11 protein-coding genes are annotated in these 16,496 nt (G+C 64.9%); 3 read left to right on the top strand and 8 right to left on the bottom strand.

Annotated elements, in window-relative coordinates; translation table 11 throughout:
* Nucleotides 1-8: 8 nt before the first annotated feature.
* Nucleotides 9-914, top strand: coding sequence for a hypothetical protein (locus GGC64_RS34075; RefSeq protein WP_192727048.1), 906 nt, complete (start codon nucleotides 9-11; stop codon nucleotides 912-914).
* Here the strand turns inward: GGC64_RS34075 and GGC64_RS34080 are convergent, their stop codons facing one another.
* The 3 genes from GGC64_RS34080 to GGC64_RS34090 are packed head-to-tail and all read right to left on the bottom strand — an operon-like array spanning nucleotide 915 to nucleotide 3,282.
* Complete coding sequence (locus tag GGC64_RS34080; RefSeq protein WP_192727049.1) at nucleotides 915-1,733, bottom strand: shikimate 5-dehydrogenase; 819 nt, start codon at nucleotides 1,731-1,733, stop codon at nucleotides 915-917.
* Nucleotides 1,733-2,731, bottom strand: coding sequence for a GNAT family N-acetyltransferase (locus GGC64_RS34085; RefSeq protein ID WP_192727050.1), 999 nt, complete (start codon nucleotides 2,729-2,731; stop codon nucleotides 1,733-1,735). The genes GGC64_RS34080 and GGC64_RS34085 overlap by 1 nt, the downstream gene beginning before the upstream one ends.
* Before the next feature lie 41 nt (nucleotides 2,732-2,772).
* Nucleotides 2,773-3,282, bottom strand: a complete 510-nt coding sequence (locus GGC64_RS34090) for a hypothetical protein (RefSeq protein ID WP_192727051.1) — start codon at nucleotides 3,280-3,282, stop codon at nucleotides 2,773-2,775.
* Between the two features lie 160 nt (nucleotides 3,283-3,442).
* Between GGC64_RS34090 and GGC64_RS34095 the strand changes: the two genes are divergently transcribed.
* Both GGC64_RS34095 and GGC64_RS34100 read left to right on the top strand, forming a co-directional pair.
* Nucleotides 3,443-5,182: an AMP-binding protein gene (locus GGC64_RS34095; protein WP_192727052.1), complete on the top strand. Its 1,740-nt coding sequence runs from the start codon at nucleotides 3,443-3,445 to the stop codon at nucleotides 5,180-5,182.
* Between the two features lie 19 nt (nucleotides 5,183-5,201).
* A complete protein-coding gene (locus tag GGC64_RS34100) occupies nucleotides 5,202-6,446 on the top strand; it encodes a glycosyltransferase (RefSeq protein WP_192727053.1) in 1,245 nt (414 codons plus the stop codon).
* On the opposite strand, the gene GGC64_RS34105 is transcribed toward GGC64_RS34100, so the two are convergent.
* The 5 genes from GGC64_RS34105 to GGC64_RS34125 all read right to left on the bottom strand — a co-directional run bounded on the left by GGC64_RS34105 (nucleotide 6,430) and on the right by GGC64_RS34125 (nucleotide 16,489).
* Nucleotides 6,430-9,753, bottom strand: coding sequence for a PQQ-dependent sugar dehydrogenase (locus tag GGC64_RS34105; RefSeq protein ID WP_192727054.1), 3,324 nt, complete (start codon nucleotides 9,751-9,753; stop codon nucleotides 6,430-6,432). The genes GGC64_RS34100 and GGC64_RS34105 overlap by 17 nt on opposite strands.
* 127 nt (nucleotides 9,754-9,880) lie before the next feature.
* Entirely contained in the window at nucleotides 9,881-10,615 is a 735-nt protein-coding gene (locus GGC64_RS34110; RefSeq protein ID WP_192727055.1) for a GAP family protein, read from the bottom strand.
* A gap of 9 nt (nucleotides 10,616-10,624) precedes the next feature.
* Nucleotides 10,625-11,896, bottom strand: a complete 1,272-nt coding sequence (locus GGC64_RS34115) for a glycosyltransferase (protein ID WP_192727056.1) — start codon at nucleotides 11,894-11,896, stop codon at nucleotides 10,625-10,627.
* Nucleotides 11,893-15,012: an RND family transporter gene (locus tag GGC64_RS34120; protein WP_192727057.1), complete on the bottom strand. Its 3,120-nt coding sequence runs from the start codon at nucleotides 15,010-15,012 to the stop codon at nucleotides 11,893-11,895. Before GGC64_RS34120 ends, GGC64_RS34115 begins: the two co-directional genes overlap by 4 nt.
* 31 nt (nucleotides 15,013-15,043) lie before the next feature.
* Nucleotides 15,044-16,489: a condensation domain-containing protein gene (locus tag GGC64_RS34125; protein WP_192727058.1), complete on the bottom strand. Its 1,446-nt coding sequence runs from the start codon at nucleotides 16,487-16,489 to the stop codon at nucleotides 15,044-15,046.
* Nucleotides 16,490-16,496 lie beyond the last annotated feature (7 nt).

Below are 16,496 nucleotides of genomic sequence, written 5' to 3' on the forward strand. Positions count from 1 at the left end.
ACGCACCGGTGGGCCTGTTCAATCGATCCGCAGGCGTGCAGGTGTCGGTGACCCCGCAGGTGGTGCGGCCGAGGAACACGGTGCAGGCCACCATCACGACCGACAAGCCGGTCGACAAGGTGTCCTCGGCGACCCTGGAGTGGGGTTACACCAACTTCTACCGATACCGCTGGGCCGGACGCGCCGACGCGGCGGCCGGCGCGATGAACGACTCGCTGCTGATGATGGACCAGGTCGGCACCGACGCAGGCAGCGAGAAGAGCACCGAGGACTGGGTTGGCGTCACGAAGGTCGAACTGCCGATCGGTACCAGCGAATTCACCGGCGGGTCTTCGTCATTCACGGTTCCGTCCTGGGCGCCGGGGTCCTCAGACGCGCTCGCGCGGTGGTCGGCCCGACTAAGGATTGAGCGCGGCGGCCGCGACATCGATACCGAAGGTGTCTTCGCCGTCGTGATAGGCACCGACGACGTCCAGGTGACCGAGACCTCGCTGCAGCGGACAAGCGGCGACGGCAGGACCGACATCGATATCGTGGTGCCGTCACCGATCTTTCGGGCAGGCCAGACGATCAACGGCAGCGTCACGCTCACCCCGCACACCGACATGTCCGACGGCGAGCTTTCGATCTATTGGGTGTGGCACCGAATCTCCCATCCGTTGGTCCGCACACCCGCGGTCGAAGGCGGCACGAAGTCGGGGCCAACGATCAAGCTCGGCAAGGGAATCCCGTTGCGCAACGGGTCGCCGGTCACGGTGCCGTTCGCGGTGCCGTTGCCCGACGATGCGCCGCCGACGGGTGAGGCGGTGCACTCGTCGCTGGGGTGGTTTCTCAGCGCTACGTTGATGTATTCGAAGTGGACCCAGGGCGTCGAGAAGGTCCGTCGCCAGATCGTCGTGGTCAACGCGCCGTAGTCAGGCCCGCGAGATCGCCGAGGCCTGGGCCACCTGTTCGGCGGTGGGCCGCACGCCGGTGTAGCGCTCGAACTGCTCGGCGGCCTGCAGCGCGATCACCTCCGCGCCGGTGATCACCGCGACGCCTGCCGAGCGCGCAGCCTTGATCAGCGGCGTCTCCGACGGAAGGGCCACTACGTCGAAAACGGTGCGCGCCTTGGCAATTGTCGCGTCGTCGAACGCCGCCTCGCTTTCCTCGGGGCCGCCCGCCATGCCGATCGGAGTGACGTTGACGATGATGGGCGCCGTACGCGTGCCGACCTCGGATGCGTAGTCGTAATCGAGCCTGCCTGCCAGCGCGCGCCCGGCGTCGGGATTGCGCGCAACGACCACTCCGGAGTGAAAGCCGCTGTCGCGGAAAGCCGCGCCGACCGCGCTCGCCATGCCGCCGCTGCCCCGGATCAGCACGGTGTCACTCAAGTCCAGCTGATAATCGTCGATAAGGCGTTGCACGGCAAGGTAATCGGTGTTCGAGGCGGTCAGACGCCCGTCGTCGTTCACGATGGTGTTGACGGAGTGGATGGCCCGCGCGGACGACTCGACGTTGTCGACGAGGGGGATCACGGCTTCCTTGAACGGCATCGACACCGAACATCCGCGGATGCCGAGCGCCCGCACCCCGCCGATCGCAGCGTCGATGTCGGTGGTGGTGAACGCCTTGTAGATGAAGTCGAGACCGAGTTGGTCGTAGAGATAGTTGTGAAACCTGGTGCCGATATTGCTGGGTCGGGCCGCCAGCGAGATGCACAACCGGGTGTCCTTGGAAAGTGGTGGGCGCATCAGCCGACCACCCGGACGACCTGGCCGGTCATCTCGCGAATCTGTTTGGTCAGTTCCGGCGTGAACGGCGGGTTGGGCGGATGGGGCACATCGATGACGGTGGTGACGACGCCGAGGTCGTCACGGTGCCAGTCGGCGCCGAAGTGATCAAGGATCGCGCGCATCGGATAATTGTCGCTCAGCACCCGCGCCGTAAAGCGTTGGATGCCATGGTAATCGGCTGCGACGGCGAGTGCGCCCATCAGAAATGTGCCGATGCCTCTGCCCTGGTAGTCGTCGCCGACGATGAAAGCGACTTCCGCGGCCGTCGGGTCGACCTCGTCGCGCACGAAGCGTGCGTCGGCGACGACGGGCCCGTCGAAACCGTCTGTCATCACCCAGACGAAGTGGTGCAGGTAGTCGACCTCGAACAGGTACCGCATCAACGACGCGGTGGGGTTGCGTGGAGTCTGGAAGCGGCGATACAGCGTCTCGCTGGAGAACTCGACCGGCCCTTGCGTCGTGCGTTCGTTGTCGCCGGGCAACACCGGGCGCAGATGCAATTGGGTGCCGTCGCGCATCTTGACCGGGATCGGCGTGAGGAACGCGGCAAGGCGCTGGCGCCCGACGCGCAGCAGCTTCTCGAGCATGCCGGGCAGTTCGAGAATCGTCGCGAACGCGTCCCTGCCGCCGACCCAGCCGGTCAGTGTCCCCTTCGCGATCACCGTCGCGGTGCGCGGCCCGTTTCGAAGCAACGCGATCTCGCCCGCGATCATCCCCGGCGTCAACTCCGCGACGGTGTCGTGGCCGTCGACTCCGGTGTGCGTCACCTCGGCGCGTCCGGATCCGATGATCAAGAACGACACCGCAAGCTCGCCCTGCTGCATGAGCACCTGGCCGGGCGCCGCGGTCAGCGGTCGCAGTTGCGCGGCCAAGGGCACCAGAGACTCGGCGGGACAGCCTGCGAAGACCTCCAGCGCGGCGAGTTCGTCGGCGCGGACATCTGTCAGGCCGGACACGCCACGAGGCTACGGCGTGCGCGTCGCGACGAGCAAGGAAGCTAGCAGGTGGAAAAGCCCACAAAGGGAATCGGCGTGCCGAATCCGACACACGGCGGGCCTGGCAGCGGCGGTGGCGCAGGCAGTGCGGGCAACCCGACTTCGGGGATGCTCGGCGCAGGCAGGCCGACCGGCGGCGCAATCGACGGAACCGCCGACGCGGCGGCCGCACCTGCGCCGAATGACGGCGCGACGCTGAGCAGATTCAGGCCGACGCCGGGCAGTCCGACACCTGGCAGCGCGACGGTCGGATCGTCGACGCGGGCCAGCGCGAAATCCTCCGGCGAGGGCAGTGGCCCGAACGCGTCCTCCCAGGCCGCTTTCAACGGCGCTTCGGAGTTCTCGTTGTCCTTGGGCGCGCATTGGCCTGAATTGGCGTCAACGACCTGTTCATCGGGGCAATCCGCCAAGGCCAGCGGTGCTGTCGCCAGACCGGCCGCCCCGACCGCGATGCCCGCCAATGCGCTGGCGAAAGCGAGAGGCATGCCCGTGCGGAAAAAGGTCCAGGTCATCGGGGGCCTCCTCGGATTTGACGTTGACAACAATTAATTAGTTTGGCACAACTTCGGACGACAGACTGGAATCCGCAGTTTCTGACCTCAGCGTCAAATATATGGCTAACCTTGCGTAGCTGAAGCCGGGCGCACCGAACAGGAAGGTCATGCAATCGCCATGAGAGATTTCTCCGTTTCCGCACTGGTGCGTGAGCGTGCCAGCCTGCAGCCGAATGACGTCGCGTTCACGTTCATCGACTACGAGCAGGACTGGGACGGCGTTGCTGAGAGCCTGACGTGGGCACAGTTGTATCGCCGCACACTCAACGTCGCGCACCAACTGAGGTTTTGCGGGGCGACCGGCGACCGGGCGGTGATCCTCGCGCCGCAGGGGCTCGACTACATCGTCGCGTTCCTCGGCGCGATGGAGGCCGGGCGCATCGCGGTGCCGCTGTCACTTCCGATGGGCGGCGCCACCGATCTCCGGGTCACCTCGGTGCTGGCCGACTCCTCGCCCAGCGTTGTGCTGACGACGTCCTCGGTGGCCGGCATGCTCGCCGACTACCTCACCCCGCAACCCGGCACACCCGCGCCTACGGTCATCGAGGTCGACAAGCTCGACGCCGCGAGCGCACCGGGCCGGCGGGTCAACGGCAACGGCAACCCGAACGTGGCGTACCTGCAGTACACCTCCGGGTCCACGCGCATGCCTGCGGGTGTGATGGTCACCCACGAGAACGTCCGGGTGAATTTCGAACAGATCGCATCTGCGTACTTCGAGGAGTTCGGCGGGGTGGCCCCGCCCGACACCACCTTCGTATCGTGGCTGCCCTTCTATCACGACATGGGTTTGTTCGTCGGCATCCTGATACCGATGCTGGCCGGACGACCGGCCGTGCTCTTCAGCCCTGCCGGCTTCCTGCAGCACCCGGCCCGGTGGGTTCAATTGCTGGCCAAGCATTCTCGTGTTTTTTCGGCAGCACCCAACTTCGCATTCGAGCTCGCCGTGCGACGCACGTCCGACGAGGACCTGGCCGGTCTGGATCTCGGAAAGGTGCTGTGCATCCTTTCCGGCAGCGAGCGCGTGCAGCCGGCGACCGTGCGCCGGTTCACTGAGCGGTTCGCCCGTTTCAACCTGCGCAGCAGCATGATCCGGCCGTCCTACGGGATGGCGGAGGCGGCCGTCTATCTGGCCACCCGCACGCCGGCACAGCCGCCCGAAGTCGTCCATTTCCAGACCGAGAAGTTGTCGGCAGGCGAGGCGACGCGCTGCGACATCACCGGTGGCACGCCGCTGATCGGCTACGGCACAAAGCAATTCCCGGTCCTGCGGATCGTCGACCCGGAGACCTGTCACGAGTGCCCCGACGGGTCAGTCGGCGAGATCTGGACGCAGGGCGACAATGTGGCCGTCGGATACTGGAACCGGCCTGACGAGACCGAACGCACCTTCGGCGGGCAGATCGTCGCGCCGTTGCCTGGCACGCCCGATGGGCCGTGGTTGCGGACGGGCGACCTCGGCTTCATGTCGAACGGCGAGCTGTTCATCATCGGCCGCATCAAAGACCTGCTGATCGTGTACGGGCGCAACCACTCCCCCGACGACATCGAAGCGACCATCCACGAGATCACGCGGGGCCGCTGCGCGGCGATCTCGGTGCCGGGCGATCGCTCGGAGCAACTGGTGGCCATCATCGAGTTGAAGAACCGCGGCGACTCCTACGATGACGCGGTGGAAGCACTCGGAATGGTCAAGCGCGAAGTGACCTCGGCGATTTCGACTTCGCACGGCCTCAGTGTCGCCGATCTGGTTCTGGTGCCGCCCGGTTCGATTCCGACGACGACGAGCGGCAAGGTCAGGCGGCATGCGTGTGTCGAGCAGTACCGGCACGGCCGGTTCGCCCGTCTCGACGCATAGCACGCCGGGTTCTCGGCCGATGAGGTTCGCACTGGCGATGCACGGCAGTCGCGGCGACGTCGAGCCGTGTGCCGCGGTCGGGGTCGAGCTGCAACGCCGCGGCCACGACGTCCGTATCGCGGTGCCGCCCAACCTGGTTGGCTTTGTCGAGTCCGCCGGGCTGACGGCTGCCCCCTATGGCCCCAACTCCCAAGAGCTGATCGACGACGATTTCGTACACAACTATTGGAAGATGCAGCCGCTCAACTTCGTGCGGGCGTTCAAGGAGTACGTCAGCCGGGGTTGGGCAGAGATGAGCGCGACTTTGACATCGCTGGCCGACGGTGCCGACGTGGTGCTGACCGGCACGATCTACCAGGGCGTCGCCGCCAATGTCGCCGAGTACTACGACGTCCCGTTGGCCGCGCTGCATTATTTCCCGTCGCGGGCCAACGGCCACCTGGTGCCGATGGTGCCCGCACCGGTGACGAGGTCGGCGATTTCCGCGGTGTGGTGGCTGTATTGGCGGATGACCAAGGACGCCGACGATTCACAACGCCGCGAACTCGGTCTGCCGCAGACCGCAAGCTCGTTGTCGCGCCGACTCACCGAGCGTCAAGCGCTGGAGATCCAGGCGTACGACGAACTGTGCTTCCCCGGCCTGGCGGCGGAATGGGGCGGCCGGTGGCCATTCGTCGGCGCGCTGAGTTTGCAGTTGCCGACGCCGGCCGACGATGAGGTCGCGACATGGATAGCCGCGGGCACAGCACCGATCTACTTCGGCTTCGGCAGCATGCCGGTCCGTTCCGCCGCCGACACCGTCGCGATGATCAGCGCGGTGTGCGCCGAACTCGGCGAGCGCGCGTTGATCTGCTCCGGATGGGCCGACTTCGACGGCCCGCCCACATCTGACCACGTGAAGGTGGTGCGACAGGTCAACCATGCGGCGGTCTTTCCACGCTGCCGTGCTGTCGTGCATCATGGCGGCGCGGGAACGACCGCGGCAGGGATGCGAGCCGGCGTGCCCACGTTGATCCTGTGGATCACGTCGGATCAACCGATCTGGGCGGCACAGGTAAAGCAGTTGAACGTCGGTGTGGGGCGCAGCTTTTCACGGGCCTCATCGAGAACGTTGGCGGCCGATCTGCGCCGCATCCTGGCACCGTCATACGCCCATCGGGCCAAAGAGGTCGCCGCTCGAATGACGTCATGCGACGCCAGCGTGCGCGCGGCGGCCGACCTCCTCGAGGAAGCGCGGTTGAGACCGGCTAAGGCTGCGGGGTAGCCAGCGCGTCGACGATGTCGTGCTGAAGATCGGCGACCGAGCCGACGATGTCGCTGACGTGGTGCTGCAGTTCGCCCTGAACGGTCTGCTGCGCATATCGCAGCGCGCCGATGAAGCCCTCGGCATCCGTCCTCATCAGGAACGTGAGCAGCAGGCTGGCACTGTCCTTGAGCGCTGCTCCGATGCCCGCAGGCGCGTCAACGATCGCGTGGCTGAGCGGGCCGACGTTGGCGGCCACCGCACTGGCCACGGCCGCGGCGCGGTTGGCGGTGGTGGTCACGATATCGGTGATGGCGTGGGCCACCGGAGCGCCTGCATTGCGTGCGTCGTTGAAAAGGCCGCTGATGATCGACGGGATGTGTGTCGGATGTGCCACGGCGTCCAGCGCTGCCGCCGGGAGTCCGGTCACGATATCGACGACGGCCCCCGCAGACGTCCGCAACGCGGTGCCGAGGTGTGCGAACGTCTCGCTCAGGTTCTGCTGCAATTGCTTGAGTATCGCGCCCCCAGCGAAGGTCGCATGAGGAACATAGGTGTCGAACGTGACCGAATAGCTGGTGTCTGAGCCAGGCGTGGTGATCGTGTGCTGTTGCGCGCCACCGTCGGACCACCGGCTGAACACCAATTGGTCCGCACCGTCTGCTTGCGGTGACAACGCGCCGAGCACGTGCTTGACCCCGACCACTCCCTGCTCGGAATACGAGCCCTGATACGGGATGCCGTCGATCGTGAAGACCACGTTGGGGTTGTTGGCGCTGTAGGAGACGTTCACCAAATTCGGCCTGACCTCCACCGATTGCGTGCTGGCGAGGCCTTTACTGTCGGTGACGGTCAACGAGATCTCATACCAGGTGGTGTCCACTTGACTGGAATCCGTTGGAATTTCGATGCTTCCGCTCTTACCGACGATGTTGTCGGCGAACGGGTGGATGTGGTCAGCGTGATGGAACACGACAGTCCAGCGATATGCGCTGTCGGGCAGTGTCCCGTCCTCGTCGTCTGTTGCGATGCCGCTGAACGAAATGGTGTTGCCTGCATTGTATTTCGACTCGTCCACCGGAGACGTTATCTGGACCGACGGCGCGGTGTTGCCGACGAAGATCTGCTGAGAGGCCTGCGCCGTCTTCTCGCCGTCGCTGACGGTCAGCGTCGCCACATAGGTGCCGTTGGCGGCGTAGGTGTGAGTCGGGTTGGCGTCGCTGGAGGTGGTGTTGTCACCGAAGTTCCATGAGTAGCTGAGCTGTGACCCCTCCGGGTCGCTGGAACCCTGCGACGAGAAGTCGACGGTCAACGGCGCGGGCTTGCCATACGCCGGAGTCGCCGTCACCACGGCGGTCGGCGCCCGATTGCCGCCTGAGGGCGCGATGATCGAGAGCTCGCCGGGGTAGATGTTGAGTTGATAGATGTTGCCGTCGGGCCCTTGCATCAACTTGATCGGCGTGCCTGCGGCGTCGTCGAAGGTGTGCTCGTGAATCAGGCTGGTGAAGTTGGAGTCGAATGTCAGTGCCCTGATGAAGCCGCGGGTGTAATCGGCGATGAAGACCGTATTGTCGTACTCCGCACCGAGTTTCGTACCGGTGTAGAACATCACCGCCGTGATCGCTCCCGCCTTCTCCGGCAAGGGAGTATGCGGATAGGCGTAGATCGGGTTGGCGTAGCCGCAGTTGTTGCAGAAGCCCTCGGCAAGGGGCCAGCCGTAGTTCGCGCCTCGCGTGATGACATTGAGTTCTTCCCAAGCCGTTCCGCCGACGTCGCCCTCGAGAAGGGTGCCGTTTGGCGTGAAAACGAAGCGGAACGGGTTGCGGAAACCGAGCGCGTAGATAAGCGGGTTTGCACCCTGCGTGTTGACGAACGGATTGTCGGCAGGCGTGCTGATGGTGCCGTCGGGATTGATGGTGAAACGCAGGATCTTGCCCTGAATGGTCGAAAGGTTTTGCGAATTAGAGGAATTCGAGTTGTCGCCCAGAGACCAGTAGAACTTGCCGTCGGGCCCGAAGGCCAGTCCACCGCCCTGGTGGATGTTGCCGGCCACCTGGTCGGACGCCAGCAGGATCTTCTCGGAGTTTGCGTCGACACTCAATGAGTCGATGCCCGGTCCACCCGTGTATCCCGTCACGGTCAGGCGAGACAATTTCTCGTGGTCGTCGATGCCCGTGTAGGCGACATAGATGTAGTGATTGGTGGTGAAGTTCGGGTCCACCTCGACCGCGGTGACGCCGCGCTCCCCGCCTGTTTTGGTAGGTATTGTGATCAGCGGCTGATCCTGTAGCTGTCCGTTCTTGAATACCCGGATGGCTCCGCTCTTTTCGGTGATCAGGATCGAGCCGTCAGGCAGGAACCTCATGTCGGTCGGCTCGTTCAGCCCCGATGCGATGATCGTGCGTTCCAAGTCGTCGGGTAGGCCCGTGTCTGCGGCATCCAACGCCAGCGCGGTCTGTGCGGCGTCGACGGTGGGCGTCTGATCGCTGAACTGCGCGCTCAACTGCCGGCGCACCCACCCCAGTAGACCCCACAACAGCGGCGAATCCCCTGGCGCACCGGGGTCTGGCCCGACGATCGCCGCGAGCGCGGAATGGATCAAATCGGATGCCAGGCCGATGATTGCGCCAGGCAGTGACGTGATCCGACTCTGCTGTCCGCCAACAGGTTGCTGGACTGCCGCCGCGCTGAATGTGGTGACAGCGGTCTGGGTGGCCGCTTCTGGTACCGATATCGTTGCGGGCGTTGGCTGCTCCGTTGGTTTGTCAGCCGGGGATTCTTCGGGTGCAGTCGATTCGTGGCTCGTCGCGTCCGTGGTGGGAACGGCGCGGTGTTCGATGTCGGTTTCGGCCGTCGCTGCACTCGCTGACGGTCGGTCGCCCTTCTTCCGGTGCGGCGCCTCGGCATTGGTTTCTTCGGTGGTGGCGGGCTCGTCAGATTCGGGTTTCTGCGGATCGGTCGACGGCAACTCCTCGCCGCCGGAGGTCCCCCCGCCGTCATCGGACTTGTCGACACCACCTGAGATGTGCACGACCGGGCCGTCATCGTGTGTCGGTGAATTGGCCTCGGACGCAGACCCCGTGGTCTGGTCGGTCGTTGACGACGTCGTCGAGTTCGTCCCCGACGACCCCGCTGTCGAGGTCGAGTCCGAGGAAGACGACGAGGTCGACGACGTATCGTCGGCCAGCGCGACACCCGGGCTGGTCGCCAACGCACCACCGACCCCGAGTGCCACTGCCAGCGCGCCGACGCGTCCGATGAATTTGGCAGCCGGAGTCTGCAATGCAGTTTGCCGCAGATGATCCGAGCTCCGCTTTGTCGACGTCATTGGAACCCCCCAAGGTTCGGTTGTCATCGCTGCCGCGACCGGCTTTCATTACCGGCAACGCAGTCCATACTCAATTTACTGTGCCGTCAGTTTTAATATCGTGGGTTTGCTCGAAATGGCGGACTGCTCAGCCGTTCCCGATACCGGTGAAAACCAGGAAGGTGCCGACCATTGCGACGCCGATAGCGAGGATCACTCGGCGACGAGCCGCCGTCCAGTCGTGCAACCGCAACATCGTGGCGTGCGTTTTCACGGGGGTTGCCAAACAGCTGACAAGTGGAATCTCGATGACCGCCAACGACACAACGGTGAATATCAACGCAGCACTCACCTGCGTGCCTGCGGCGGCTCCCGAGCTCAGGATGACGGCGATGACCACCAGGTACTCGACGGGCGGGATGGCGGACACCACACCCGCGAGGAAGGCCACCCAGAAGAATCTGTCCTCCAGCGTGTTTCGGCCCAGGTTCGACAGCCGAGACAGTGCGGTCACAGTATCGGGCTGGCCCATTGTGGTCGACGCGGCGCCGACGGTCACCTCGACCCGGCTCCGTTGCCGCGCCGCCAGCCCCACGGCGATCACGGCCGCGATCGCCAACGCCGTGATCCCACCGCCGATTTGGATGTGGCGGACGATCGGGCTTTCCGCGGCGGCGGCCGCATGCTGGGTGAGCACCGGTGCGACAGCGCGCAGCACTAACAGCAGTCCCACCGCGGCGGTGATTCCCGCGACCATGCCGCCCAGCCAGTACCCGAGCAGATTCAGCATGGGCCGTGGCCGCGAGATCAACAGCAACGCGATGCTGAGCCGCACCGGATCACACGCTGCGACAAGTGCCACGATCAGGACAGTGCCCCACACGACGAATCCCTACCTTCCCACAGCCGTTTTCAGCGGCGGCTTCGCCGTGCTGGCCGCCGTCTCGAGCAGGTCGGCGGCCTTGACGGCCGCGGCGCCGGGTGTCGTCATCCGGGTGGCCAGCGCACGGGCTCGCGCGGTGCACCGCGGCGCGAGGATCGAGCCGATATCCGCGACCAGCGATTCGCGGCTGGTCTTCGTAAGTCGTCTTGCAGTACCGACTTTCAATCGCTTGATCGCGGCCGCCCACAGCGGCTGGTCGGCCACGTCCCACAGAATCAACGTCGGCAGCCCCGCGCGTAGCCCCGCCGCGGTGGTGCCCGCGCCGCCGTGATGAACGGCCGCGCGGCACTGCGGCAAGATCGTCGAGAAGTTCAGCGGGCCAACCAACTTGACGTGTTCGGCGTGCGACACAGTTTCGGCTGAACCCGAATAGATCAGCGCGCGCTCGCCGAGTTGCGCGCAGGCCTCGCTGATCATCGCGACGGTTTCCCGGGAGGACTTGACCGGCGTGCTACCGAACCCGAAGTAGATCGGCGGCGTCCCAGCGGCGATCCAGGACGCGACCTCATCCTCGGCGCCGCTTGTCAGTTCCAATGTCAGCGGGCCGACAAACGGACGCCGGTCACTCCACTCCGCGGCGAGCCCGGGAAAGCAGGCGTGGTCGTAGCCCTGGATCTCGAGCGAGCGTGCATCCATCATTCGCCGCAAGGCAGGCTCCTCGGCGGGCGGCAGGCCCAAGGCGCGGCGTTGCGCGTCCTCGGCGTCCTTGGTGATGCGGCCGTAGGTCCACCACGCCATCCGCATCGTCGAGCGGATCACCTGCGCGGGTGCGGGCACCGAAGGAAATCCCAGCTGCCCGTTGACCTGCACTGGGAAGTGGTGCAGACCGGCGACCGGAATGCCGTGGTACTCAGCCACATTGACGGCCACACCGTGATAGGTCTGGCCCGTCAACACCAGGTCCGCACCCCGCGCCAGCGCCGTCAGCGTCGTGCTCATCTCGGCCCAGCCCTCGACGAACAACTCGATGCCCTTGCGCACCATGTTCACCGGGTTCTGGAACTTGGACAGCCGGTGCAGGAAATCGGAGGCCGCGTCGATCTGCGGCCCGGAGTCCGGTCCATACGGCGTCGCCGCAAGGCCGACGGACTCGACGAAATCGATGAGGTTGGGCGGGACGGCCATCGCCACCTCGTGCCCGCGACGTTGCAGTTCGACACCCACGGTGGCACAAGGCTCGACGTCACCGCGGGTGCCGTGAACAGCCAGCACGAATTTCATGTGAACCTCACATCTGTCGGAATCACGTCGGTGATCTCGTCGTCGGGACTGACTGCGGCAGAAGGGGTGCCGCGGCGGCGGCGGTGACGGTGGCGCTGTGCCGACGTTCTCGATGCCCGCCGCGCCGGCCACCAGCGGTACGGCCACCAATTGGCCCGCCCGACGATCGCGGCCATGGCGGGCACGGTGATGGTGCGCACCAGGAACGTGTCGAGCAGGATGCCGACGCCGATGACGAAACCGACCTGGATCATCGTGGTGATGCTGGCGACCATCAGGCCGAGCATCGAGGCGGCGAAGATGAGCCCGGCGGAGGTGATGACACCGCCCGTCGACGTGACCGTGCGAATCACCCCGATCCGGATGCCGTGCGGCGACTCATCGCGGATCCGGGAGATCAACAGCAGGTTGTAATCGGCACCGACCGCGACCAACAGGATGAACGTGAGTCCTGGGACGCTCCAATGCAATTCCTGGCCCAGCCCCACCTGAAACACCAGCACGCCAAGGCCAAGTGCGGACAGATAGGAGATGACGACCGACCCGATCAGATAGACCGGGGCGACGATCGCCCGAAGCAGGACGATCATGATCAAAAGCACGATGAGGATCGTCGCGAAGACGAAGAACTGAAAGTCGTTGTGGTAGTAGTCACGGGTGTCCCGCAATCCGGCTGACACACCGCCCATCGAGATCTTCGCATCGGCCAGCGCCGTGTTCGGTTGCGCCCCGCGGGCGGCGTCGAGGATCGCGTTCACCTGATCCATCGCGGCGGTGCTGAACGGATCCAGCTTGGTTTGAACCAGATACCGCACGGCGTGCCCGTCCGGTGACACGAACGCGGTTGCCGCCTTCTTGAACTCGTCGCGGGTCAACACCTGAGGCGGGATGTAGAACCCCGCCATCGACGGTGCGGCCGCATCGCTCTTCATGGCCAGCAGGAACGCCGACGCATCGGCGAGGCCTGCGCCCATCTGCCGGGTCTGGTCGACGAGGAGCTGTACACCTTCGGCAAGCTTGCGGCTGCCGTCGGCCAGAGCGTCAGCGCCCTGTTGCAATTCGGCGAGCTTGCTCTGCAGCCCGCCAGGCTGGTCCAGACCCATCGAATGCACGGCCCCTGCGGCGGTGGTCAGCGCGCTGCGGAGCCGCGTCACGGTCGATTCGATGCTCTGCACGTCCTGCGTCTGTTCCAGCTGTCTGCCGAGATCGGCGATCTTGTCGAAACTGCCGTCCCCGCGGGCGGTTACCAGACGCCGCAGCTCGTCACGCGACGACCGGCACGCGGGATCGATGCTGCAGATCGGAGATCCGTCGAGTGCGGTGAGAACGGGGTCGGCCCATTCGAAACTCGCGACGAATTTCGTGACGTTCTGGCTGATGGCGCCACCGAGCGCCCGCATCCCGTCGATGAGTCGTGCCGTCTTGTCGATGTCGCCAAGCGATGCCGCACCGCCGGTTTCGCCCTGCACCGACGACAGCGCGTCGACCAGGACGGTCACGGTGGCGATGGCCGAGGTGACCTGGCCTCTGACTTCGCCGAGGCTGTCGGCGAGGGTGTCGGCTCCGTTGGTCAACAACTTGAGGTCCCCGTCGTGGTTGGCGATCTGCTGGGAGCCCTCGTTCAGCTTGCTTCCCACTTCGCCGGCCTGATAGGTCGCCTTGGTCTGCTCCAACGGCTCTCCGGTAGGCCGGGTGATGCCGCGCACCAACCCGACGCCTGGCACCTGGCTGACCCGCTGAGCCATCTGTTCCAGATCGGCAAGGGCCCGCGGTCCCCGCAGATCGTGCTGCGACTGCACAAAAATGAACTGCGGCACAAGGGAATCCAGCGGAAAATGGCGGACCATCGCGTTGTAGCCGACTGCGCTTTCGACAGCGGTCGGCAGTGTTTTGCGATCGTCGTAGTTGTAGCGGACCTGCGTGGACAACGCGGCGAGGATGATCAACAGAACCAAGCTGGCCGCCAGATGCGCCCTTGGCCGTCGAACGATTCGTATTCCGGAGCGCCGCCAGAATTTACTGGTGAGATCGCGTCGCGGCTTGATCCAACCGCGTGGTCCCATCACCGAGATGATGGCGGGCAGCAGTGTCACCGCTGCCGTACACGCCACGGCTATCGAGATCGCGATCGACGGGCCGACAGTCGAGAAGATCGGCATCTTCGCGAATATCATCGCGACGAAGGTGACGGCCACGGTGGCCGCCGACGCGGTGATCACCTTGCCGATCGATACCAGCGCCCGCTTCACGGCTTCCTCGGAGTCCAGGCCTTGCCGGATGTAGTCCTGATAGCGGCTGATCAGAAAGACGGCGTAATCGGTTCCTGCGCCGACCATCACCGCCGTCATCAGCACCATGGCTTCGGGGGCGACGCGCAGGCCCAGTTCGGCGAGACCCGCCAACACCCCCTGTGCGGTGGCCAGCGAGATGACGATCGTGACCAACGGCAACAGCATTGTCACGACGTTTCGATAGACGATCAGCAGGATCAGCAGCACCAGCGCGCCGGTCCCGATCTCGATCCAGTGCAGATCCCGCTCGCCCACCTCGGCGATGTCGGCCACTGTCGCCGCCGGCCCGGTCACGTTGGCGGTCAACGTGGTTCCGGCGACCGTCTCCGCCACGACGTCGCTGACGTGCTCGTAGGCGGTTCTCGACTGCGGCGAACCCAGGTCACCGACCAGGTTGACCGGCACATTCCACGCCTTGTTGTCCTTGCTCTGCAAGATCTCCCGCAGCGGAGGCGCACTGAGGAAGTCCTGCACCGACTTGACGTCGGCGGTGTCTTCGCGCAGCTTGTCGACCAACCTGCCGTAGGCCTGTTCGTCGGCGGGTCCTAGGCCGTCCTCGTTGGTGAGCACCACCAAAAGGACGTTGTCCGAACCGGTTTCGTGGAACGCCGCGGCCATTTCCCGCGTCGTCACCATGGTCGGCGCGTCGTAGGGCAGAGGTGTTGCCTTGTGGCGGCCGACGATCTCCGCCAAGGGTGGCAGCGTCAGCAACGGAACAGCCGCGAGTGCGACCCAGAAGACGACGACGAGCAGCGGCCATCGCACGACCACATTGCCCAGTTTTCCGAACACGCCGCCGCTTCGGGTTACATCATTCGCGGCCATCCTCGATGCGCCTCAACCTTCATGCCTGTCCTCAAACGACATTGCGGAGCGGTTCCACCATGTCGTAGCCCTCTGCCACCCGGACGAACACGGACTTCAGCACCTCGACATAGCGAAGCACCGACTCCCGCGCGATCGGGTTGTTGGGGAAAGTCACCATCAACGACAGCTCGTCGAACAGCCGGATGAACGACGAGTACAGGAAAGCCGGTGTCCTGCCATCGATATAGGCCGTCGCATTCGCTCCCTTCAAGGCCGTTGCGACGACTGCGGACAGCGGGGGCAGCCCGGCGTCCATGTAGTTCATCATCGTGTACTCCGGGCCGTACCGGCGCAGCCATGGCGCCAGCTCCAGCACGTGATCGAATGGCACGTTGGCAAGTTCGGCGTTCTCGTCGAACGATGCCTGCGTTGCCCGCGCCGTCTCCTCGAACGAGGACGGATCGATGGGCACGGTGATCGGCACGATGCCGGTGAACCAGCCCATCGTCATGTATTCCGCAGGCGTTCTGCGCTTGTCGATCGGCGTCAGCCCGTAATACGTGTCGGCACCGGTCAGCTCGTAGTGGGCCAGCGCCGCACAGCCGAACAGGCCGCCGCTGAACCGGATACCGGCGTCGGCGCACCGCGCTTCGAACTGCTCCGTCTGTTCCGGGTTCATGAACTGCTCGATGACGAGGTCGCCGCCACAGGGAATGGACTGATCGCCGAGCGGCAACGGGAAGTCCGGGAGCGTGCCGCCGTTCTTCTCGGCGAACTCGATCCATTTCTTGACCTGAGGCGAGTCCACCGTCAGCTCGGCGGTGTAATTCCGTTCCCGGACGCAGAATTCGTCGTGACTGCCGGTCGGTGGCAGCGGAAGCGGGGCGCCACCGGCGGCCAGCGCCCGGTACATGGCGACGATCTCCGCATACAGGCCGGTGATCAACGCCGGATCGGTGTGCAGATGGTCGACGATCACGTAGAAGGCGAAATGCTCCTCGTACTGAATGATGCCGAAGCTGAAGCAATCCCAGTGCAGCGGATCCGGGGTCGACATCAGCAACTTGTGCCAATCATCTGGCGACAGCACACCGTGCTTCGTCGGCACGAACTCGATGTCGCGCGGATTGGCGATCGTATGCCGGACGATGTTGTTGTGACCGAGGTACTCGAACCAGCTGCGATACGTCTCGTGGCGACGAAGGTGGGCGTTGATGACGTAGCTCATGGTCCGAATGTCGCAGCGGCCCGGCACATCCCATGAACCCATCACCACCCGCGAGTACTCGAATCCCTTCTCCTCGTACTCGACAAAGCCGCGCAGATGACCGGCTTGCATATAACCGATCGGTACCGGGCTGACTGGTGCTTGCCTCGCCTTCTCACGCGAAGCCGGTGAGGCATGCCATGACACGATCGAACCCGAGCCCGGGTCCCAGTCCTCGACTCTGCCGGTGATCAGGCCGACCCCCGCCGATCCTCCTCCGATGTACACCCGATTC

It is taken from the genome of Mycobacterium sp. OAS707, from assembly GCF_014873705.1.
Classification (GTDB): Bacteria; Actinomycetota; Actinomycetes; order Mycobacteriales; family Mycobacteriaceae; genus Mycobacterium.

Coding starts and splice junctions, on each gene's coding strand:
- GGC64_RS34095 (WP_192727052.1), top strand. CDS start 3,443: ATGAGAGATTTCTCCGTTTCCGCACTGGTGCGTGAGCGTGCCAGCCTG.
- GGC64_RS34080 (WP_192727049.1), bottom strand. CDS start 1,733: ATGCGCCCACCACTTTCCAAGGACACCCGGTTGTGCATCTCGCTGGCG.
- GGC64_RS34090 (WP_192727051.1), bottom strand. CDS start 3,282: ATGACCTGGACCTTTTTCCGCACGGGCATGCCTCTCGCTTTCGCCAGC.
- GGC64_RS34115 (WP_192727056.1), bottom strand. CDS start 11,896: ATGAAATTCGTGCTGGCTGTTCACGGCACCCGCGGTGACGTCGAGCCT.
- GGC64_RS34100 (WP_192727053.1), top strand. CDS start 5,202: ATGAGGTTCGCACTGGCGATGCACGGCAGTCGCGGCGACGTCGAGCCG.
- GGC64_RS34105 (WP_192727054.1), bottom strand. CDS start 9,753: ATGACGTCGACAAAGCGGAGCTCGGATCATCTGCGGCAAACTGCATTG.
- GGC64_RS34120 (WP_192727057.1), bottom strand. CDS start 15,012: ATGGCCGCGAATGATGTAACCCGAAGCGGCGGCGTGTTCGGAAAACTG.